19 protein-coding genes are annotated in these 19225 nt (G+C 70.5%); 11 read left to right on the plus strand and 8 right to left on the minus strand.

The window, feature by feature from the left end; translation table 11 throughout:
* Positions 1 to 287: 287 nt before the first annotated feature.
* The 3 genes from M2163_RS43350 to abc-f form a co-directional block, all read right to left on the minus strand.
* A complete protein-coding gene (locus M2163_RS43350) occupies positions 288 to 851 on the minus strand; it encodes a CGNR zinc finger domain-containing protein (protein ID WP_280847371.1) in 564 nt (187 codons plus the stop codon).
* 156 nt (positions 852 to 1007) lie between these two features.
* Positions 1008 to 2639, minus strand: coding sequence for an ABC-F family ATP-binding cassette domain-containing protein (locus M2163_RS43355; protein ID WP_280896800.1), 1632 nt, complete (start codon positions 2637 to 2639; stop codon positions 1008 to 1010).
* Between the two features lie 79 nt (positions 2640 to 2718).
* Positions 2719 to 4353 carry a ribosomal protection-like ABC-F family protein gene (gene abc-f, locus M2163_RS43360; protein ID WP_280896801.1) on the minus strand — a complete coding sequence of 545 codons (1635 nt, stop codon included), beginning with the start codon at positions 4351 to 4353 and terminating at the stop codon, positions 2719 to 2721.
* A 383-nt stretch (positions 4354 to 4736) separates the two neighbouring features.
* On the opposite strand from abc-f, the gene M2163_RS43365 reads away from it, so the two are divergent.
* The 4 genes from M2163_RS43365 (at position 4737) to M2163_RS43380 (ending at position 8615) form a co-directional block, all read left to right on the plus strand.
* Complete coding sequence (locus tag M2163_RS43365; protein ID WP_280896802.1) at positions 4737 to 5459, plus strand: molybdopterin-dependent oxidoreductase; 723 nt, start codon at positions 4737 to 4739, stop codon at positions 5457 to 5459.
* Positions 5407 to 6108 carry a cytochrome b/b6 domain-containing protein gene (locus tag M2163_RS43370; RefSeq protein ID WP_280896803.1) on the plus strand — a complete coding sequence of 234 codons (702 nt, stop codon included), beginning with the start codon at positions 5407 to 5409 and terminating at the stop codon, positions 6106 to 6108. Before M2163_RS43365 ends, M2163_RS43370 begins: the two co-directional genes overlap by 53 nt.
* A gap of 256 nt (positions 6109 to 6364) precedes the next feature.
* Positions 6365 to 7984, plus strand: a complete 1620-nt coding sequence (locus tag M2163_RS43375; RefSeq protein ID WP_280896804.1) for a tannase/feruloyl esterase family alpha/beta hydrolase — start codon at positions 6365 to 6367, stop codon at positions 7982 to 7984.
* A 40-nt stretch (positions 7985 to 8024) separates the two neighbouring features.
* A complete protein-coding gene (locus M2163_RS43380; RefSeq protein WP_280896805.1) occupies positions 8025 to 8615 on the plus strand; it encodes a DUF308 domain-containing protein in 591 nt (196 codons plus the stop codon).
* Between the two features lie 351 nt (positions 8616 to 8966).
* Here M2163_RS43380 and M2163_RS43385 read toward each other — a convergent pair whose 3' ends face one another.
* Complete coding sequence (locus M2163_RS43385; protein WP_280897410.1) at positions 8967 to 9371, minus strand: Bax inhibitor-1/YccA family protein; 405 nt, start codon at positions 9369 to 9371, stop codon at positions 8967 to 8969.
* Positions 9372 to 9655: 284 nt separating this feature from the next.
* Between M2163_RS43385 and M2163_RS43390 the strand changes: the two genes are divergently transcribed.
* Complete coding sequence (locus M2163_RS43390) at positions 9656 to 10576, plus strand: alpha/beta hydrolase (protein WP_280896806.1); 921 nt, start codon at positions 9656 to 9658, stop codon at positions 10574 to 10576.
* Between the two features lie 34 nt (positions 10577 to 10610).
* Here the strand turns inward: M2163_RS43390 and M2163_RS43395 are convergent, their stop codons facing one another.
* Positions 10611 to 11036 carry a hypothetical protein gene (locus M2163_RS43395; protein WP_280896807.1) on the minus strand — a complete coding sequence of 142 codons (426 nt, stop codon included), beginning with the start codon at positions 11034 to 11036 and terminating at the stop codon, positions 10611 to 10613.
* Positions 11037 to 11296: 260 nt separating this feature from the next.
* On the opposite strand from M2163_RS43395, the gene M2163_RS43400 reads away from it, so the two are divergent.
* Entirely contained in the window at positions 11297 to 12115 is an 819-nt protein-coding gene (locus tag M2163_RS43400) for an oxidoreductase (protein WP_280847362.1), read from the plus strand.
* A 104-nt stretch (positions 12116 to 12219) separates the two neighbouring features.
* Entirely contained in the window at positions 12220 to 12924 is a 705-nt protein-coding gene (locus tag M2163_RS43405) for a TetR family transcriptional regulator (protein WP_280896808.1), read from the plus strand.
* Positions 12925 to 12940: 16 nt separating this feature from the next.
* Here the strand turns inward: M2163_RS43405 and M2163_RS43410 are convergent, their stop codons facing one another.
* Positions 12941 to 13870 (minus strand): ADP-ribosylglycohydrolase family protein, encoded by a 930-nt coding sequence (locus tag M2163_RS43410; protein ID WP_280847360.1) that lies wholly within the window; start codon positions 13868 to 13870, stop codon positions 12941 to 12943.
* Positions 13871 to 14039: 169 nt separating this feature from the next.
* Between M2163_RS43410 and M2163_RS43415 the strand changes: the two genes are divergently transcribed.
* The 3 genes from M2163_RS43415 to M2163_RS43425 all read left to right on the plus strand — a co-directional run bounded on the left by M2163_RS43415 (position 14040) and on the right by M2163_RS43425 (position 16192).
* The gene (locus tag M2163_RS43415) at positions 14040 to 14657 is read left to right on the plus strand and encodes a dihydrofolate reductase family protein (RefSeq protein WP_280847359.1); all 618 of its coding nucleotides are present in this window, start codon (positions 14040 to 14042) and stop codon (positions 14655 to 14657) included.
* Between the two features lie 4 nt (positions 14658 to 14661).
* Positions 14662 to 15543 carry an alpha/beta hydrolase gene (locus tag M2163_RS43420; protein WP_280896809.1) on the plus strand — a complete coding sequence of 294 codons (882 nt, stop codon included), beginning with the start codon at positions 14662 to 14664 and terminating at the stop codon, positions 15541 to 15543.
* Positions 15544 to 15739: 196 nt separating this feature from the next.
* Complete coding sequence (locus M2163_RS43425) at positions 15740 to 16192, plus strand: peptidoglycan-binding domain-containing protein (RefSeq protein ID WP_280847357.1); 453 nt, start codon at positions 15740 to 15742, stop codon at positions 16190 to 16192.
* A 461-nt stretch (positions 16193 to 16653) separates the two neighbouring features.
* Here the strand turns inward: M2163_RS43425 and M2163_RS43430 are convergent, their stop codons facing one another.
* Entirely contained in the window at positions 16654 to 17472 is an 819-nt protein-coding gene (locus M2163_RS43430) for an SAM-dependent methyltransferase (RefSeq protein ID WP_280847355.1), read from the minus strand.
* Between the two features lie 329 nt (positions 17473 to 17801).
* On the opposite strand from M2163_RS43430, the gene M2163_RS43435 reads away from it, so the two are divergent.
* Positions 17802 to 17957, plus strand: a complete 156-nt coding sequence (locus M2163_RS43435) for a DUF6131 family protein (RefSeq protein WP_086724005.1) — start codon at positions 17802 to 17804, stop codon at positions 17955 to 17957.
* 164 nt (positions 17958 to 18121) lie between these two features.
* Here M2163_RS43435 and M2163_RS43440 read toward each other — a convergent pair whose 3' ends face one another.
* Complete coding sequence (locus M2163_RS43440) at positions 18122 to 19201, minus strand: helix-turn-helix domain-containing protein (protein ID WP_280896810.1); 1080 nt, start codon at positions 19199 to 19201, stop codon at positions 18122 to 18124.
* Between the last annotated feature and the right edge of the window lie 24 nt (positions 19202 to 19225).

The raw sequence follows: 19225 nt of genomic DNA on the forward strand, positions 1-19225 counted from the left end.
TCGACTGCGGGGGTCGCCCTCCGCTCTGACAACGTTGCCATAGGCTGTGGCGGCGGACACGTTCCTGTCAAGACCTGTGACGACGTGTGGGTCTCGTCCCTTTCGTGCCCGGAGTGGAAGACAGGTGAATGCAAGGCTCGCGCGCCCGTCACCTGGTAAGAGGGTGACTCATGAAGGGCTGGCTTTTTGGCACATGTTTCGTGCGCGCTCGCACTCGGTCCACGGAAACGCCTCGAGCCCGGCGCACCACCGGTGCGCCGGGCTCGGGTGACTCTTCGGCCCGAAGCTCAGCGGCCGGCCGTGGCCGGCGCGGACTTCTTCCGGGCGCGGTACGCGGCGGCCTTGATCTTGTTGCCGCAGGACTCCATGCCGCACCACTGGCGCCGCATGCCCCGTGAGCGGTCGATGTAGACCCGGGTGCACTCGGGGTTGCCGCACTCCTTCATCAGGGGCACGTCGGGGCCGCTGAGCAGCTCGACGGCCTGACGGGCGACGGTCGCGAGTGCCTGCTCGGGCGTCGCGTCGGTGTGCCGACCTGCCAGGGTGAGCTGCGGAGTCGCGGGCGCCTTGCGCGCGGCCGCGTTGAGCACGGCGAGCGCCTCCCGGTCGAACTGCTCGCCGAGCCGGCGGTCGGTGACGAGCCGGTAGACGGCTTCGCGTACGGTGGTGGCTTCCTGGACGTCGGCCTCCTTCCCCGGCGTGATCGCGTCCACGAGCCCGGACTCGAGGTACCAGGCGTTCAGGCGCTCCGGCGTCACGAACATCTCGAACCGGGTCGAGCGTCGGGCCCGGAGCGTGGCCGCGAAGTCGAGAGCCGGGTGCCCGCATACGAAGACATGGTCAAGATTCACATCACCATCTTGACAGGTGACTTATGGGGATGCAAGAACCGTCACCCCTCCAACCGGTTCGGCCCGGTCCTGCTCGGGACCCGTGTCCGCGAGTCGCGCCGCGCCGGGCGCGACCGCGCTGGTCAGAGCTGTTGTGCGGGCCCCCTGGTGTGCGGCTCATGGCTTCAGTCGCAGCTCGCGGCCCTGCCAGCGGCGCCGCAGCCAGCGGTCGTGACTGGCGACCACGATCGCGCCGGGGCCCGGACCCAGCGCGGCCTCCAGTTCGTCGCACAGGGCGGGGGAGAGGTGGTTGGTGGGTTCGTCGAGGAGGAGGAGCTGCGGCGGACGTGCGACCAGGAGGGCCAGCGCGAGGCGCCTGCGCTGGCCCACGGACAGATGGCCGACCGGCTTGTCCAGATCCGCCTCGTGGATCAGCCCGAGTGAGCCCAGCGGCACCTTCTCGGCCCGCCGGGCGCCCAGCGTCTGCTCGTAGGTGTCGCGGACCGTGCGGGCGGGAAGCTCGAACGCGGTGTCCTGCGTGAGCAGCCCCACCGTCAGCCCGCCCCGCCGGTGCACCTCGCCCCCGGCCGGGAGACGTCCGGCGAGTACGGCCAGGAGCGTCGACTTGCCCGCGCCGTTGCCCCCCGTGACCAGCAGCCGGTCGGTCGGTGAGACCTCCAGCCCGTTCAGTGAGAGGCGCCCCGGGATCCGTACGTCTAGCAGCGAGACCAGGGGACCGGAGCCCTCCTCACCGCACGAGGCCAGTTCCGCGGCGGCGAACCGGAGCGGGCGCGGCGGCTCGCCGACCCGGTTGCGCTCCAGCTCCTCCAGACGCCGGGTGGCGTTGCGGACCCGGCGGGAGATCTGGCTCTGCACCCGGCCCGCCCGGTGCCCGTAGCCCATCTTCTCGTTGTCGGTGGGGCCCCGGTCCGGCGCGACCCGGTGCGCGGTCACACCCGCCGTCTGCCGCAGCTGCGCCAGCTCCTCCTGTTCCTCGGCGTACCGCCGCTCCCAGCGTTGCCGCTCGGCCCGCTTCTCCGCGAGGTAGGCGCTGTAACCGCCGCCGTAGCGGACCGGGCCGTCCACCGCCGGGTCGAGGTCGATCAGGTCGGTGCAGACTGCGTCGAGGAAGGCCCGGTCATGGCTGGCGGCGACCACGGTTCCGGGCAGGTCGCGGAGCTGCTCCTCCAGGAACCCGGCGGCCCCGTCGTCGAGGTGGTTGGTGGGCTCGTCCAGCAGCAGCGCCGGGGGCCGCCGTACGAGCAGGGCGGCCAGGGCGAGACGGCCGCGCTGCCCGCCGGAGAGCGAACCGAGCGTGCGGTCGTGCCCGAGCGCTCCGAGGCCCAGGCCGTCCAGCACCAGGGCCGCACGGCGGTCGGCGTCCCAGGACTCGCGGTCCTGGGCCTGCTCCAGGCGCCTGCCGTAGGAGTCGAGGAGGTCCTGGTGGGCGGGGTCGTCCTCGGGGACGTGAGCGAGTTCCGTGCCGAGCCGGTCCAGCTCGGCGAGGTCCTCGCGGGCCTCGCGCAGTGCCTCGTACAGCACTACGGCGATGGTGGCGCCGGCGTCGTAGGGCATCTCCTGGTGGAGGAAGCCCAGGTCGGCGGGGCGGGTGACGCTGCCCGCGTCGGGGGTGTCCACGCCGGCGAGAACGCGCAGCAGGGTGGACTTTCCGGCGCCGTTCTCGCCGATCAGGCCGATGCGCCGGCCGGGAGCGGCGGTCAGGGAGATGCCGTCGAGGACGCGGCGGTCGCCGAGTGTGCGGACGACGTCGTGGGCGAGCAGTGCCGGCTGCACAGGGTGCTGGGACATGGGGAACCGTCCAACGTGTTGGGTGTTCGGCCCGCGGGGCGTGTCGCCTCGGACGCGGGCCACGTCGCACGTCGGCGGTTCACACCTCGGGAGCGCCCGTCTCCGTGAGGTCGCCGTCGGCCAGCCGCAGCCAGCGGTTCGCACCGATCTCCGCGAGGAACCGCTCGTCGTGGCTGACCACGATGAAAGCGCCCTGGTAGGAGTTGAGCGCGCCCTCCAGCTGCCCGGCGCTGACCAGGTCGAGGTTGTTGGTCGGCTCGTCGAGCAGCAGCAGGTGCGGAGCCGGTTCGGCGCACAGCACACAGGCCAGAGTGGCGCGCAGGCGTTCGCCGCCGGAGAGCACACCGACCGGCAGGTGGGCGCGGGCGCCCCGGAAGAGGAAGCGGGCGAGCAGGTTCATCCGCTCTGCCTCGGGCCGCTCGGGCGCGAAGGCGGCGAAGTTCTCCGCCACCGTGCGGTCCAGGTCCAGCAGGTCCAGGCGCTGCGAGAGGTAGGCGATCCGGCCGTCACCGCGCCTGATCTCGCCGCTGTCCGGGGCGAGGTCACCGGTGATCAGCCGCATCAGGGTGGTCTTTCCTGCGCCGTTGGGGCCGGTCAGGGCGATACGTTCGGGGCCGCGGACGGTGAGGTCGAGGCCGTGGCCGGCGAACACGGGCTTGTCGGCGAGGCGGACCTGCATGCCCTCACCGATGAAGAGGTTGCGCCCGGCGGGCACCTGGGTGTCGGGCAGGTCCAGGGTGAGGCGCTGCTCGTCGCGCAGGGCACGCCCGGCCTCGTCGAGGCGGGCCTTGGCGTCGCTGACGCGGGAGGCGTGCAGGGTGCCGGACCTGCCCGCGGCCTCCTGCGCGCCGCGCTTCATGGTGCCGGCGAAGATCTTGGGCAGGCCCGCGTTCTTGAGGTTCCTGGAGGCGTTGCTCATACGGCGCTCGGCGCGCTCGCGGGCCTGCTGCATCTCCCGTTTCTCCCGCTTGAGCTCCTGCTCGGCGTTGCGGACGTTCTTCTCGGCGACCTCCTGCTCGGCCCGCACGGCTTCCTCGTACTCGGTGAAGTTGCCGCCGTAGAGACGGAGTTCGTCGCTGCCCAGCTCGGCGATGCGTTCCATGCGGTCGAGGAGTGCGCGGTCGTGGCTGACCAGCAGCAGGCAGCCGGTGAAGTCCGACAGGACGTCGTAGAGCTTGTGGCGGGCCCCGCTGTCGAGGTTGTTGGTGGGTTCGTCGAGCAGCAGGACGTCGGGGCGCTTGAGCAGCTGGGCGGCGAGGCCGAGGGAGACGACCTGGCCGCCGCTGAGCGTGCGCAGGCTGCGGTCCAGGGCGAGTCCGGCCAGGCCCAGACGGTCGAGCTGGGCGCGGGTGCGCTCCTCGATGTCCCAGTCGTCGCCGATGGTGGCGAAGTGCTTCTCGTCCACGTCGCCGGACTCGACGGCGTCCAGGGCGCGGACCACGTCGGCGATCCCCAGGACCTCGGCGACGGTGAGGTCGCCGGTCAGCGGAAGGCTCTGCGGGAGGTGGCCGAGGGTGCCGCTTACGGTCAACGAGCCGGAGGCGGGGCGGAGTTCACCGGCGAGCAGCCTGAGCAGAGTGCTCTTGCCCGAGCCGTTGGGGGCGACCAGGCCGGTGCGGCCGCTGGTCACTGTGAAGGACAGGTCCTGGAAGACCGGGGTGTCGTCGGGCCAGGCGAAGGAGAGGTTCGAGCAGACGATCGCGGCGTCGGACATGGAGGCGACCTCGAAAGGACGGAGGGCAGAGCGGGTACCACTGCCCTGGGCAGACGTGGGAAAAGGGGTCGACGAAACGGACCACCTCGGCAGCGCTCCGTGCGCGCCGGCCGGTGGCCGTCAGATCCGGATCTCACCCGGAGATGTCGTCTTCACCCACCACGTCTGTGACTCCTCGATCGACGGTCGATGTCTCCACGAGCTTAACAGCCGACCCTCCGACCGGTCGACGGGTTTTGCCCCGGGACGGCCTCATACGTGTGCGCCAATGTCCCGGCTGTTTGACAGCCCCGTCTACGCATGCCAGCATCGTCACCAGTTGAACCGGTGACGAAGTCGAATCTGCTCGACAGGGGCCACATGTGCCGGAAGGAGCGCACACCATGGCGGACAAGCCGAAACCGAGGACCGGGGGCGCACCGGTGGGACGGCGGACGATGCTGGGCATGCTCGGCGCGGGTGCGGCCGGGCTCGCCGCCGCGCCCTACCTCCAGCGAGGGTGGGAGGGTTTCCTGGCCGCGGCCTCGGAGGTCGACGCGACGGGCCTGACCGGACTGCTCCCCAACCCGGGCGGCTTCCGCTACTACAGCGTCGTCGGTTCGGTCCCGCACAAGGACGAGACGAACTACGCGCTCACCGTCGGCGGGCTGGTGGAGCGCCCGAAGACGTACACCCTCGACCAGCTGCGCGCGATGCCGCGGGCCCGAGTCGTCCACGACGTGCTGTGCACCGACGGATGGCGCGTGGACAACACGCCCTTCGAGGGGGTGCGGCTCGCGGACCTCCTCGACGACGCCGGCGTGCGCCCCTCGGGAGCCGCGATCCGGTTCACCTGCTTCGACGGCGCCTACAGCGAGAGCCTCACGCTGGAACAGGCCCGCCGCTCGGACGTCCTGGTGGCACTGAACATGCAGGACAAGCCCATCACCCACGCGCACGGAGGCCCGGTCCGCCTCTACGTGGCACCCATGTACTTCTACAAGTCGGCCAAGTGGCTGTCCGGCATCTCGGTCACCGACAAGGTCGTTCCCGGCTACTGGGAGGAGCGCGGTTATGCGGTCGACGGCTGGCTCGACGGAGAAGACCGGCACGGCGACGCGGCCTGAACACGAGGGCCGCATACGTCGGTTCAGCACCGCCGAGCGCATGGTCCACCGTGCCACCGGCTACCTGATGCTCCTCTGCCTGGTCACCGCCGCCTGCCTCTACCTCGGACCACTCGCCCAACTCGTCGGGCGGCGGCACCTGATGGTCACCGTCCACGAGTGGTCCGGCATCACGCTGCCCGTGCCCTTCCTGCTCGGGCTCCTCTCACCCGCCTTCCGTGCGGACCTGCGCCGCCTCAACCGCTTCGCGGTGTACGACCGCCAGTGGCTGCGCGCCGTCCGCAGGCGCCGTACCTCGCCCGAGGCGCGCCCGGCCGGCAAGTTCAACGCGGGACAGAAGCTCTACGCGGGCTGGATCGCCGGTGCGGTACTGGTGATGATGTTCACCGGTCTGCTGATGTGGTTCATGGGGCTGCTGCCCTTCATCTCCCGTACCAGCACGATCTTCGTCCACGACATCCTGGCCTGGGCGATTGCTTTCGTGATCCTCGGTCACCTGCGCAAGGCGTTCGAGGACCCCGAGGCGCGGCTGGGCATGCGCACCGGATACGTCAGCCTCTCCTGGGTTCGGCAGCATCATTCGCGGTGGCTGCATGAGGAGCAGGAACGTGACGCTGCCTCAGACACGGTGGACCGTCGGATGACCTAACGGGTGCGCCACTGGGCGCGGCCGGCGGCCGTCGACATGGACCGTCAACTGCTGTCGTCGGCACCCGCGTTGCCTGCCGGCCTGGAGTCGGGTCGACAGTCGCCAGCACATTCCCTGGTGTCTGATCTCGATGCGCATGTGTTGTCGTCACCGCTTTAAATGGTGATAGAGTCCCAGTCAGTCCTCGGCCCGCCACGTGTGCCCCGCACATGTGTCGCCCGCGGCCGGACACCCCTACTTCTCCGATGGGAAACCCATGAGACGACTTCTGACTGTCCTCGCGGCCGGCGTGCCGCTGGCCGCGGCGGTGTACTTGCCAACCGCCTCGGCGGAGACCAAGGACGCCTCCGCCCCCACCACCTCCGCCTGCTCGGCGCCCTCCGTGAAGGCCCCGGCCGGCACGGAGGTGGAGTCCGTGACGGCACTCGCCCGGGAGGGCGGCACCATCGCCGGTACCGGAGCCCTCGGCGGTTCGGTCTCCGGCGTTCCCGCCTACTGCGAGGTCACGGTCACCCTCACCCACCCCGGGGACAACGACCACGCCAAGGTGCGGACCTGGCTGCCCGTCGCCGGCTGGAACGGCCGCTTCCAGGGGCTTGGCGGCGCCGCCTACCTCGCCGGCGACAACAACGTCGGCCTGGGCACCGCGGTCAAGAGCGGCTACGCCGCCGTCAGCACCGACGCCGGTGTCGGCGACGCCCTCGACACGAGCTGGGCGCTGGACAGCGAAGGACGGGTCAACACAGCCCTGCTGGAGAACTTCGCCTCCCGCTCCCAGCACGAGGCGGCCGTCGTCGGCAAGGAGGTCGTCGACGCCGTCTACGGCAAGCGTCCGTCGTACTCCTACTTCACCGGCTGCTCCACCGGTGGCCGCCAGGGCTACATGGAGGCCCAGCGTCACCCCGACGACTACGACGGCATCCTCGCCGACGCGCCCGCCGTCAACTGGGACGAGTTCGAAGTCGCCACCCTGTGGCCGCAGATCGTCATGAACAACGAGAAGACCTACCCGTCACAGTGTGAGTTCACGGCCTTCACCAACGCCGCTGTCAGGGCCTGCGACTCCCTCGACGGCGTCAAGGACGGCCTGGTCGACGACGCCTCCCGGTGCGACTTCGACCCACGCCGGCTCATCGGCACGAAGATCCTGTGCGAGGGCAGGGAGTTGACCGTCACAGCGGCCGACGCCACCGTCGTACGCAAGATATGGGACGGTCCGCGCACCGCCTCCGGCAAGAGGCTCTGGTACGGCGTCCCCGTCGGCGCCGACATCTGGGCCCTGGCCGCGCACACCGACCCCGACGCCGGCGGCAACGTCGTCGGTTCGCCGTTCCCGGTTCCCGCCGCCTGGCTCAAGCTCTGGGTGGCGAAGGACCCGTCCCTCGACCTCTCCACGATCACCTACAGCCGGTTCGCGCAGTTGTTCCAGCAGTCCCGGGCCGAGTACGACAAGGTCATCGGCACCGACGACCCGGACCTCTCCGACTTCCGCAAGTCCGGCGGCAAGCTGCTCACCTGGCACGGCGAAGCCGACCAGTACATCCCCACCCAGGGCACCGTGCAGTACCGCCAGAAGGTCGAACGGGAGCTGGGCGGCACCAAGAAGGCCGACGACTTCTACCGTCTCTTCCTCGCGCCGGGCACCGACCACTGCGGTCTCAACGGCCTCGACGGCTCCGCGGACGGCCTCGCCGCACTGACCGCCTGGGTCGAGCACGGCAAGGCTCCCAGGACCCTGCCGGCCACCTTGGTCAACGACCAGGGGCAGAACGTCTCCCGCGACCTGTGCAGCTACCCGCAGGTGTCCCGCTACAAGGGCCACGGCGATCCTGCCGTCGCCTCCAGCTTCACGTGCGTCTCCCCGCCCCGGCGCTGACCCGCCGAACGACGAACGACCTGAGAAAGGCCGAACTCCCATGAGCACCCGGACATCGACCCCCGCGCCGACGGTGGCCACGGACGAACGCTCCTCCCTGCTGAGGCTGTACCTGAGCCGAGGCGTCCTGGCCCTGGCCTGGGCCCTGGCGTTCGCCGGAGCGCACGAGGACGTCGACGCCGTGGCGATCACACTCCTGGTCGCCTATCCGCTGATCGACGCCGTGTCCTCGCTGCTCGACCACCGGGCCGCACCGAACGGCCCCGAGCGCCGGGTCATCGCGTTCAACGGTGTGCTCAGCACGCTCGCCGCCGTCGCCCTCGGCATCGCCGGTGCCGAGGGTGTGGCGTCCGTGCTCCACGTGTTCGGCGCCTGGGCGATCGTCTCCGGAGCCGCCCAGGTCATCGTCGGACTACGGCGGCGCGGTCCCGAACTGGGCAAGCAGTGGCCGACCCTGATCTCGGGCGGACTGTCCTTCCTCGTCGGCATCACCTACAACATCCAGGCCGCGGGCGACAATCCGTCCCTCGACGTGCTGTCGGTGTACGCCACGGGCGGCGGTGTGTGGTTCATCCTCCAGGCGCTGCTGCTGGGCCGGAAGTCCCGCCGGCTCCGCACCCGGACCACGTGACCTGCTCCCCTCCCGCCCTGTCGCCCCGCGGCCTTCTCGGCCGCGGGGCGTTGTGCGTTGCGGGGTCCATCGGTGTGCGTCGGGGTCCATCGGTTTGTGTCGGACGACCGTCTCAGTGGGCGCGGGTCCCGCCGCCATGCGTGCCTGAGGCGCGGTCGCGCGGTCGCGCGGTGGCGGGGAGGGGCACGGCCCTCACTATGTCAGGGAGTTCTACGGATGGGCGAGAGAGCCGCATCTCAGGCAAGTCGGGCCACAACTCGGCTTGTACCAAGGCGAGTTGGGGCACGATTCGGCCCCCTGCACGCAGAGCGTGGGGTGAGGCAGGCACGGCCCTTTCAGTGCAAGCGGAACTCAGTTGTCGCTGTTGAGGATGGTCAGCACCCGAAGCACCTCCAGGTAGATGCACACCAGCGTCAGGGTGAGGCCGAACGCCGACAGCCATGCCCCCTCGCGCGGCGCGCCGTACGCGACGGCGTCCTCGACCTGCTTGAAGTCCAGGGCGGGGAAGGCCGCACCGAGCAGGACGCCGACGACACCGAAGGCGACCAGGGCCGCGCCTACGGCGATGCCGTATGACCGGCTGAGGTTCGCCTCGTCGACGGGGAGCGGGAGCCAGGACGGGAGGTCCGTGAGGGCCACGGTGCCGAGTGTCGTCGCGGTGCGGACGACGACGTCGTCCATGGTCACCGACGTGCCGGCGGGGGTGGAGGCGCGGACGCGGCCCTGTTCGAGGCGGGTGCAGTAGTCGACGCTGATGGCGGCGAGTGCGGCGACTTCTTCGCCGCGCACTCCGGTGGAACCCACACCCGCCCCCCGCGCTCTCGGTGCCTTTCTGCGGGCCCGCCGGGCATAACTGGACCCCCGGCGGTACGGCCTGGCCGCCACCGACTCCGTCCGCCGGGTTGTGAGGGGGCAGGATCCTTCCCAGGCAGAAACCTGCCTCTCCCGCGGACGGGACGGACGGCGGATGGTGGATGTGTGCCCGGCGGGGACCGGGTGCTTCCGGACTTCGTCCCTCATGTCTCTCAGGAGTGTTCTCCATGTCCTTCACCCATGTCAGCTTCGACAGCGCCGGCATCCGGATCGCCGCCCACCTCCACAGCCCCGACACCCCGGCCACCGGCCCCCGTCCTGCGCTGGTGGTCGGCCACCCCGGGACCGGGGTGAAGGAACAGACCTCCGGCACCTACGCGGCGCTGATGGCCGAGCGCGGATTCGTCACCCTCGCCTTCGACGCCGCCCACCAGGGCGAGTCGGGCGGTCTGCCCCGCGGCCTGGAGGACCCCGCCCAGCGCATCGAGGACTTCAAGGCCGCCGTCTCCTACCTCACCACCCGGGAGGAGGTGGATCCCGAGCGCATCGGCCTGCTCGGCATCTGCGCCTCCGGCGGCTACTCGCTGGCCGCCACCGGCGGCGACCACCGCGTCAAGGCCGTCGCCACGGTCTGCACCGCCGAGCCCGCCCGCCAGTTCCGCTTCGGCGCCGACGGCTCCCAGGACCCGGCCGTCTTCCAGGCCCTGTTGGACGCAGCCGCCCAGGCCCGCACCCGGGCGGCCAGCGGCGAGGACCCGGGCGTGCTGACAATGTTCCCCGACACCGCCGAGGAGGCGGGGGCCCTGGGCGGCGAGCACGGTATCGAGGGCTGGGAGTACTACTGCGGCCCGCGGGGTTGTCACGAGCGGTCCGCGAAGTTCCTCACCTGGGACAGTGTCGACAAGATGGCCTCCAGTGACGTCTTCCGTGCCGTCCCCCTCATCGGCCCCCGCCCCATGCTGCAGATCATCGGCGAGCGCGCGGTGACCGCGTGGATGGCGATCGAGGCCCACCAGGCGGGCACCGGCCCCAAGGAGCTCCACCGCATCCCCGGCGCCAGCCATGTCGACCTCTACGACAAGCGCGAGTACATCGACCCGGCCGTCGAGAAGCTCACCGCCTACTTCACCGCCCACCTCGAGAAGTGACCGGCTGAGCAGCGGATAGACACGTGCGGGAGGGTCACTTCGCCCGGAGCGGCCCCGCAAAGGACTTGCGCAGCGATCCGGAGGCCAGGGGCAGGAGCGAGGCGAGCACCCTGCCCTTGACGGTGCTCGGCTCCCGCGTCAGTTCGACGTCGACCCGGGTGCCGTCCCCCTCGGGGGTCATCCTGAACACCCAGCCACCGCCGGCTCCGAAGAGCTTGGAGTCCAGGGTGGTGACGGTGACCCTGTCACCGGCGGGCCCCCACTCGTAGCGCGCCCGCTCCCAGGCGGGCGCGGTCCCCTCAGTGACCTCGGCCCAGGTGTCACCGAGGGCATGGACCTCGAAGTGCTCGGCGTCGATCGTGGGCCAGGCCTGGGGCCGGGAGGGGCCGAAGTCGGTGAGCACCCCGAGCACGTCCTTGGGGGCGAGCTGGGAGACGAGGTGGAAGCGTACGACTGCCATGGGGTGTCCTCACCGGGAAGTAACCGTTCTGAATGGTGACGCGAGATTCCCATGCGGTCTCGTCACCTGTCAAGGCGGTTACTTCCAGGGTGGCTGCGCGACGTGACCCTCCTCACCGCAGGCCCTCGTGAGTCGACAAGAGGCCGCTGGCCTCTTATCGTCGACTCATAAGATTCCAGCGGCCTCTTAAAAGTGGGTGCCCTGGTCGAACCCCGCGTGTGCACACGTGTGCAGCGCTCATGAGAGACAGAGGCAACCCCATGAACAGGACCTGGCTGATCACCGGAAGCTCCCGCGGACTGGGCCGCGCCCTCGCCGAGGCCGTCCTGGAGGCCGGAAACACCCTGGTCGCCACCGCCCGGCGCACGGAGACCCTGAAGGACCTCGCCGCCACCTACGGGGACCGGGTCCGCCTGGTGCCCCTGGACGTGACCGACCCCGCCGCCGCCCGGAGGGCCGTACAGGCCGCCGTGGAGGCGTTCGGGCGGCTCGACGTCGTCGTGAACAACGCCGGTTACGCCGACATGGCCGCCATCGAGGACACGTCCGAGCAGGCTTTCCGCGACCAGATCGAGGCCAACCTGTTCGGCGTGGTGAACGTCTCCCGGGCCGCCCTGCCGGTGCTGCGCGAGCAGGGGGCCGGGCACATCATCCAGATCTCCTCCGTCGGAGGCCGGGTCGGCGTTCCCGGCCTGGGGGCCTATCAGACGGCGAAGTGGGCGGTGGGCGGCTTCTCCGAGGTCCTGGCCCAGGAGGTGGCCCCCCTCGGCATCAGGGTCACCGTCGCCGAGCCGGGCGGCATGCGCACCGACTGGGCCGGCTCCTCCATGGCCACCCCGCCGGTCAGCGCACCGTACGAGGTGGTCGTGGGCGGCGCCGTCGCCGCCATCCGTGAGGCGGACGGCAAGCAGCCCGGCGACCCGGACCGCATCTCCCGCATCCTGCTGGACGTCGTGGAGGCCGAGGAACCGCCGCTGCGGCTGCTGCTCGGCAAGGACGCCGTCGCCGTGGCGCAGGACATGGCCGACCGGCTCGCAGCCCAGGACGCCCAGTGGCGCGCGGTGAGCGAGGCCGCCTGACTTGCGGCCCCGCGGCCCCGGACCCGGCGCGCTGGTCCGGGGCTTAGGGTTGCCGCAGGCGGCGCCGGGTGCCGGCCGCGAGAAGGACTTCCGGGGAAGCGACGATGACTGACGAACGGCCGACGCAGTTCCAGCGTGCGCGCAGCGCCGAACAGCGTGAGATCCGCAAGCAGGCCATCCTCGACGCGGCGACACAGCTGCTGACCGAGCTGCCGGTCGCCGAGATCAGCCTGCGGGAGCTGAGCCGCCGGGTCGGACTGTCCAAGACCAACGTGGTGCGGTACTTCGAGACCCGGGAAGCGGTCTTCTTCGAACTCCTCAACCGGTCCCTGGCACAGTGGATCGAGGAGCTGCCCGCCGAACTCCCGCCCGCCGGGCCGGGGGGCACCGACTGGCCGGAGTCCGAGGCCGTGGCCGAGACCGACGTCGAGGCCGTCACCGACGCCCTGGCCCGGTCCCTGGCCCGCAGGTCGTTGCTGTGCGACCTGCTGAGCGCGCTGGGCACCGAGCTGGAGCGGAACATCTCCGCAGAGTCGGTCCGCGAGTTCAAGCTCGTCAACGTCCGGCTGCTGGGTGCGTTGGCCGAACTGCTGCGCGGCCGCATCACCACGCTGAGCCCGGCCGCGGCCCGCGAGCTGGTCTCCCTGACCGTCGTGTACACGGCCGGGCTCTGGCCGTTCGCCCACCCCTCTGCCGCCGTCAGCGAAGCCCAGCGGGACCCCGAACTCGCTGCTACGAAGGTCGACTTCGCCGCCCGACTCGGACGCATCCTGCACGTGACCGTGACCGGACTGCGCGCGCTCGGCTGACGCCCGCCTGCCCCCTTCAGCCTGCGAGTCGGCCCGCAAGGTGCAGCAGATCCGCCAGGTGCAGCACCCGTCCGTCGAATCCTGGAAGCGGGACATGGAGAGGCCGGGTCCAGCGGGCGGGGATGGCGTCCAGCCCGTAGTACGCCCCCGCGAGGCCGCCGGTCACCGCGGCGACCGTGTCCGTGTCACCGCCGAGGTCGATCGCCGCGCGTATCGCGTCTTCGAAGCCGGTGCTGGTGCGCAGGGCCCAGACGGCGGAGCCGAGGCAGGGCCAGACGGCTCCGTTGAACTCGGTCGCCTGGTCGGGGTGCCAGTCGGGCGCGAGGACGGTGGCGTAACGGCCGCGGTGGTCGGGGTGAACCCGCGCCAGGATGTCAGGGAGCGCGGCGAGGGGGTCGGCGTCCTCGAACGTGACGTGGACGAGCGCATGGAAGATCGCCGTCCCTTCCCAAGCCGCGCGGTCACCGTGGGTCAGGGCGGCGATCCTGCGCGCGGCGTCCATGGTGGCTTCCTGGCCGGCCGCAGCGAAGTGGACCGCGGAGGTCGATGCCCGCATCAAGGAGCCGTTTCCCGCCGCTCGTTGATTGACCTGGAAGTGGATCGCGGCGGCGAGGTCCCAGGGCATTCCGTTGGTCAGCACGTCCTCGGTCTGCAGGCCGATGTCCTTCGGTTCTGCCGCTGCCCACCGTTGGAAGCGGGCGAAGATGTCCGGCAGGTCCAGTCCGCCCCGCTCCAGCAGCGACTCCGCGACCAGGACGGCCATCTGCGTGTCGTCGGTCGCCTCGCCGGGGTCCCAGCCACCGCCGCCGCACATCTCGTCACCGGCACCGGACGCGGGAAACCGCGCGGTGAAGGCCCCCTGAGGTCCGAACTCGAAGGGTCCACCCAGCGCGTCACCCACCGCTGAGCCGACGATGACACCGGCCGCCCGCTGAAACCGCTCCATCGACGCAGGTTATCCGTGCCGTGCAGGTGACCGCGGCCCGCATGGTCCTGCTGCGCCCCGGCCACCGGCGGCGAGCCGACGAACGCCGCGCGTGCCGGCGCCGCCGGTGACATCCGGGCCCTTCGCGCGAGAGCGATGAGATCAGGCGCCGGAACAGGTCTGCCCTGACATGACTCGAATCATCGCTGACATCTCGCTCTCGCTCGACGGCTTCGTCACCGGACCCGACCCCGGGCCGGACAACGGTCTGGGCACCGGTGGGGAGGCCCTGCACACGTGGGCGTTCTCCGATGACCCCGACGACCGCCGTCTCCTGCGCGAGGGAACGGCCCGCTCGGGTGCCGTCGTCCTCGGCCGCAACCTCTTCGACGTCGTCGACGGGCCGCAGGGCTGGGACGACACGACCGGCTACGGCGCCGGTGAGGTCGGCAAGCCCGCGTTCGTCGTCGTGACGAGCTCGGCGCCCGAGTCGGTGCGGACCGCCGACCTCGACTGGACGTTCGTCACCACCGGTCTGCCCGACGCCGTCAGCGTCGCGCGCGAGCGGGCCGAGGCTGCCTCGGCGGACAGCGGCAGGGACCTCGACGTCATCCTCATGGGCGGCGGCGCCACGGTCGGCTCGGCACTCGACGCAGGGCTGGTCGACGTGCTGACGCTCCACCTCGCGCCCGTGGTGCTGGGCGCCGGGACGCCACTGTTCACCCGCGGAGCGCCGCGTGCGCTGGTGCAGCGGAGCGTGGTCCCGACATCGACCGTGACCCACCTGACCTACGACGTCTCCCGGTGATCCGATGACCACCGTGCACATCCGGCAGATCGCCCTGGGCGTCGAGTCGTTCGGTGACGACGACGCGCCCCTCGTGCTGCTCGCGGGCGGGACGACGATGCTCTCCTGGCCCGACGCGCTGTGCGAACGCCTCGCCGCGAGCGGACGCCGTGTGGTGCGCTACGACCTTCGCGACAGCGGTGAGTCGACGACCACGGATCCGCAGGCGCCCGGCTACACCCTGCGCGACCTGGCCGCCGACGCGGCAGCCCTCGTCGACGCTCTCGGCGCGGGCCCCGCGCACCTCGCGGGGACCGGCGTCGGCGGGATGGTCGCCCAGGTGGCCGTGCTCGACCATCCGGGCGCGTTCTCGGCGCTCACCCTCGTCGGCACCCGCGCGGTCGCCCCAGGGTCGCCCGACGACGACCTCCCGGACCACGATCGGGCGACCATGGAACGGCTCTTCGCGCGTCCTTTGCCCGACTGGGCCGACCGCGAGGCCGTCGCGGAGTTCGCCGCAGCCGGTGCGGAGATCCTGGGCGACGACCCCGTCGCGGCACGGGCAACCGCCGCCCGCGTCTGGGACCGCACGCTCGGCACCGCACCCCCGGTCCAGATGGCCAACCAGATGGGCATGGTGTTCGCCAGGCTCGACTGCGCGCCCCGCTGGCGCGAGCGCCTGCCGGAGATCGGGGTGCCGACGCTCGTCGTTCACGGTCGCCGCAACCGGTTCTTCCCCGTGGGCAACGGCGAGGCGATCGCACGCGAGATCCCCGGAGCACGGCTGCTCGTCCTCGAACAGGCCGCCACCACGATCCCGGACGCGGCGATCAGCGAGGTCGCCGAGGCCATGCTCACTCTCGGACAGTCGAGAGCGGGAGCGTCCAGATCCCGTCCCTCGAATTGACCGGAATTCACGCATCCCTCTGTCGGAATCCTTTCCGCGGAGTCGCTGCGAATGTGGCCTGATTCAAGTCATACGAAAAAATAGACCTCCTTTCCGTGAGATTTGGGCGCACGATCCTGGCACGCTTGCGTCGGCGCGGACAGCCGATGCCGGTGGTCGCGTCAATGCCTTCACAGTCGATCGGAAAGAGGAAACAATGCGTACTTCTCTGACCAGGGCACTTGTAGTCGCGAGCGCCGTCGTCGGCATTGCCGCCGGCGGTCTCGCGGGCGCCAGTGCGGGTGTAGCGGCTCCCCAGCACGCCACCAAGGCCACGGTCAGCAGCCAGCAGGCCTCGATCCTCGCAGTGAACAACCTGGGACTGGACACGGCCCGGGCCAAGAACTGGCAGAGCTGCCTGAACGCCTGGGGCTTCAACGCCGGCACCGTGGACGGCCAGCTGGGCACCAACAGCTGGAAGGCGGCACAGCGCATGCTCAACGCCTGGGGCTACAACGCCGGCACGGTCGACGGGATCGTCGGGAGCAACACGATCACGGCGCTGCAGAAGTTTCTGAACGCCGTCGGAGAAAACGCCGGAACCCCCGACGGAATTGCCGGGCCGCAGACCAGGGCGGCATTCTGGAATTACAACGCCACTGGTTGCTGAGTGAGGCTCGAACAACGAGTCGGGCTGGTCGGACGGGTAAATTCCCGCCCGACCAGCCCATCACTTCGACAGAGTCACGCGAGCGACGGCCACCGGTCGGCGGCCCAGGCCGGCCATCCTGACCACCCAGGAGGCGGACCACCTCCTGTCCGTCCTCGGCCAGTTGTCGAGCTCTCGTGGTCTTTCCTGCCCCGGGTAGGCCAACCACTGCGCTGGAGGACGCTGTTTGAGGAGCCCGACGCCACGGAACTGGACGCTTCAACGCCTCCAGACCCAGCCAGATCAGGCGTTCCTCCAGCACATCGCGCTTCCCGGCCGGCTGCGGATCGCCGAACAGCGGAATCATCCACTCGTCCGGCGTCAGCCGCAGCGTCAGGAACAACGTCGTCACGCCCGGATCGTGTCACGGAAGCCAAGTGGTCGCGGCCTCAGTCAGAGCGGCGTATACGCAGCCGCAGCCGTCAGGGTTTGCGGGCCAGCGCGGCGGCGATGAGGTGTTCCCAGACCGTGAGTTCCCGTTCTCCGCTGTCGTTCCAGGGGGTGGCGGTCTGTTCCGGGCGCCACAGGGGGGCGGGGACGATCCCGGGGTCCAGGATCTCCAGGCCGTCGAGGAGGGCGGCGATCTCCGCGTCGGTGCGCCAGCGGCCGCGGCCGAACGTCTGCTGGAGGACCTTCTCCGCCTCCTGTGTCTCCGGGTTGTTGCCGGACCGGAAGTGACTGACGAAGAAGTAGCTTCCGGAGGGCACGTGCTCGCGCCAGTAGCGGACGAGGCCGGCGGGGTCCTCGTCGTCGTTGACGTGGTGGAGGATCGCGCTGAACATGACGGCGACGGGGCGGGTGAAGTCGATCAGGTCCAGGGTGTCCGGGTGGGTGCGGATGGCCTCCGGGTCGCGTACGTCGACCGCGACGACCCGGGTCCGCTCGTCCTTCTCCAGCAGCGCACGTCCGTGCACCAGGACCTGGGGGTCGATGTCGACGTAGACGACCCGGGCCTCGGGAGCGTGCCGTTGCGCGACCTGGTGGACGTTGTCCGAGGTCGGCAGTCCGCTGCCGAGGTCGATGAACTGCCGGATGCCGGTTGTCCTCACGATCTCCCCGACCGCGCGGGTCAGGGCCGCGCGGTTGGCGAAGGCGATGGCCACCGAGCCGGGCAGGTCCCGTTTGAACACGTCGCCGATCTCGCGGTCCACGGCGTAGTTGTCCTTGCCGCCCAGCAGGTAGTCGTAGACGCGGGCGATGCTGGGCTTGGACGGGTCGATGGTGGAGCCTTCGTACGTCATGGCTGCCATTTTGCTCGCAACGTCCCTTGCTGACCACGGTTTTGGGATGCGGAGGGTGATCGGCGTCAGGCAGGGGACCCGTACGGGCGGCGCCGGGCGGTCCTGCTTGACGGTTGCGGGTGGCGACGCTCCCCTGCGCGCGCACAGGTGGCGGCGGTGCCGGTGTGGTCGGCGGGGCTCATGGGAAGCAAGAGTCCGAAGTGCATGGGGGTGGGCGATCCCTGCACGACGCCCATCGGTAATCGTTTCTTGATTGAACGGCGTGGGGTGATGTTGCCGCTTCGGGGCAGTCGGGAGGTAACACGTCAGCTCACACCAGGAGGCACGTCATGATCGCGCTCGGGATCATCCTGCTTGTCGTCGGTTTCCTCACCGGCATATCGATCTTGTGGACCCTCGGCATCATCCTGGCCGTTCTGGGAGCCGTTTTCTGGGTCATGGGATCCATGGGGCACGCGGTCGCCGGCCGACGCCACTACTGGTGACCGGGTCTGACCTCGAACGGCATGTGACGCGAGGCATGTCCTTCAGGAGAGGGGCTGTCCCGGTCGCACGGTCTCGGCGGCTCAGCCTGCCGAGGGCGGGAAACCTCTTGATGCCCGGGCCGTGGCCCGGGCATCAAGTGTCGGTGCCGCCTGGCCCAGGAAGATCAGTACTGCCGGGGCAGTTGTTGGACCACGCTACGCCGTCGCCCCTCTTCGAACGTCGTCCCCGTGCCCGCCAGCAGGTTGAGGGCCAGTGACGTCGCCGTGTGCTCGACGTGCTTGCCGTCGCGCCGGCTGACGATGAGTCCGGCCCCGCGCAGAACGCCGATCTGATAGCTCGCGCTGGCCGGGGCGAGTTCGAGGGCCCGCGCCACCTCGGTGGTGGTGCGCGTGGGATGTCCCGCCACGTCGACGAGGACCGCGCTCCTGGTCCTGCCGAGCAGCCGGTCCAGCCGTTCCTCACCCGCGCGGGCGAGGTCGAGCGGCTGTTTCCTGACGGGGTAGACGAGGACGGGATCCAGAGCGGGATCAGCGAGCGCAGTCGGTCTGCGCCAGCAGAAGTACGACGGTACGAGTGTCAGCCCCCTCCCCTCCAGCCGCAGTTCCCGGTCGACGGGATAGTCGACGTCCAGATACGGCGGGTTCCAGCGGGCGTACGGCTGAAGGCTGTTCAGGAGGGCGGCGGTGCCTCCGTCGAGGACGGCACGCGTACGGACCGACAGGTCGTCGCCCACCGCCGAACGGACATGCCGCCAACAGGGTTCCAGGAGTGTCCTGAACGAGGTCCGGAGCGCGTCCGACACGCGTCTGAGCGACGAGGCGGCCGGTTCGTGGGGGCCGCGCATCCAGCCGGGCACCGGCCGGCCGGCGGCGAACCGGGTCAGTTCAGCGGTCAGCCGGTCCCGGGGCGTCGCCTGCACCTGTTCGAGGCCCGCCTCCAGGCACTCGCCCGTGACCGGGGGCGTGAGGAAGTCGGGGATGTAACCCGACGCCGGGACGACGGTGCGCAGGGTGCCCAGGGCGTGCGAAGCCCTGCGGTCCCGCGACAGCCGCAGACCTGTCTCGCGGCGCCAGTGCCCGAACTCCACCTGCCCCTGACGCGTCTGAAGGCGACAGACCGCGCACATCAACTCCCACAAGGGGTCGGGCTGCTGAGCGATCCGGACGTTCTCCAGATCGCGCCAGTCGAAGTGGATGCGCAGCAAGTGACTCCCCCCGGTGTCGTCCGGCTCATCCTGCTCCACGGGCCGAGTCGACCCCATAGATCC

This window comes from Streptomyces sp. SAI-135 (assembly GCF_029893805.1).
Lineage (GTDB): Bacteria > Actinomycetota > Actinomycetes > Streptomycetales > Streptomycetaceae > Streptomyces.

Excerpts from the sequence above, each read along its gene's own strand:
- abc-f (WP_280896801.1), bottom strand. The coding sequence starts at position 4,353 with ATGTCCGACGCCGCGATCGTCTGCTCGAACCTCTCCTTCGCCTGGCCC.
- M2163_RS43365 (WP_280896802.1), top strand. The coding sequence starts at position 4,737 with ATGGCGGACAAGCCGAAACCGAGGACCGGGGGCGCACCGGTGGGACGG.
- M2163_RS43425 (WP_280847357.1), top strand. The coding sequence starts at position 15,740 with ATGCGTACTTCTCTGACCAGGGCACTTGTAGTCGCGAGCGCCGTCGTC.
- M2163_RS43390 (WP_280896806.1), top strand. The coding sequence starts at position 9,656 with ATGTCCTTCACCCATGTCAGCTTCGACAGCGCCGGCATCCGGATCGCC.
- M2163_RS43410 (WP_280847360.1), bottom strand. The coding sequence starts at position 13,870 with ATGGAGCGGTTTCAGCGGGCGGCCGGTGTCATCGTCGGCTCAGCGGTG.
- M2163_RS43420 (WP_280896809.1), top strand. The coding sequence starts at position 14,662 with ATGACCACCGTGCACATCCGGCAGATCGCCCTGGGCGTCGAGTCGTTC.
- M2163_RS43355 (WP_280896800.1), bottom strand. The coding sequence starts at position 2,639 with ATGTCCCAGCACCCTGTGCAGCCGGCACTGCTCGCCCACGACGTCGTC.
- M2163_RS43375 (WP_280896804.1), top strand. The coding sequence starts at position 6,365 with ATGAGACGACTTCTGACTGTCCTCGCGGCCGGCGTGCCGCTGGCCGCG.
- M2163_RS43435 (WP_086724005.1), top strand. The coding sequence starts at position 17,802 with ATGATCGCGCTCGGGATCATCCTGCTTGTCGTCGGTTTCCTCACCGGC.
- M2163_RS43380 (WP_280896805.1), top strand. The coding sequence starts at position 8,025 with ATGAGCACCCGGACATCGACCCCCGCGCCGACGGTGGCCACGGACGAA.
- M2163_RS43400 (WP_280847362.1), top strand. The coding sequence starts at position 11,297 with ATGAACAGGACCTGGCTGATCACCGGAAGCTCCCGCGGACTGGGCCGC.
- M2163_RS43370 (WP_280896803.1), top strand. The coding sequence starts at position 5,407 with ATGCGGTCGACGGCTGGCTCGACGGAGAAGACCGGCACGGCGACGCGG.
- M2163_RS43405 (WP_280896808.1), top strand. The coding sequence starts at position 12,220 with ATGACTGACGAACGGCCGACGCAGTTCCAGCGTGCGCGCAGCGCCGAA.
- M2163_RS43430 (WP_280847355.1), bottom strand. The coding sequence starts at position 17,472 with ATGACGTACGAAGGCTCCACCATCGACCCGTCCAAGCCCAGCATCGCC.
- M2163_RS43415 (WP_280847359.1), top strand. The coding sequence starts at position 14,040 with ATGACTCGAATCATCGCTGACATCTCGCTCTCGCTCGACGGCTTCGTC.
- M2163_RS43395 (WP_280896807.1), bottom strand. The coding sequence starts at position 11,036 with ATGGCAGTCGTACGCTTCCACCTCGTCTCCCAGCTCGCCCCCAAGGAC.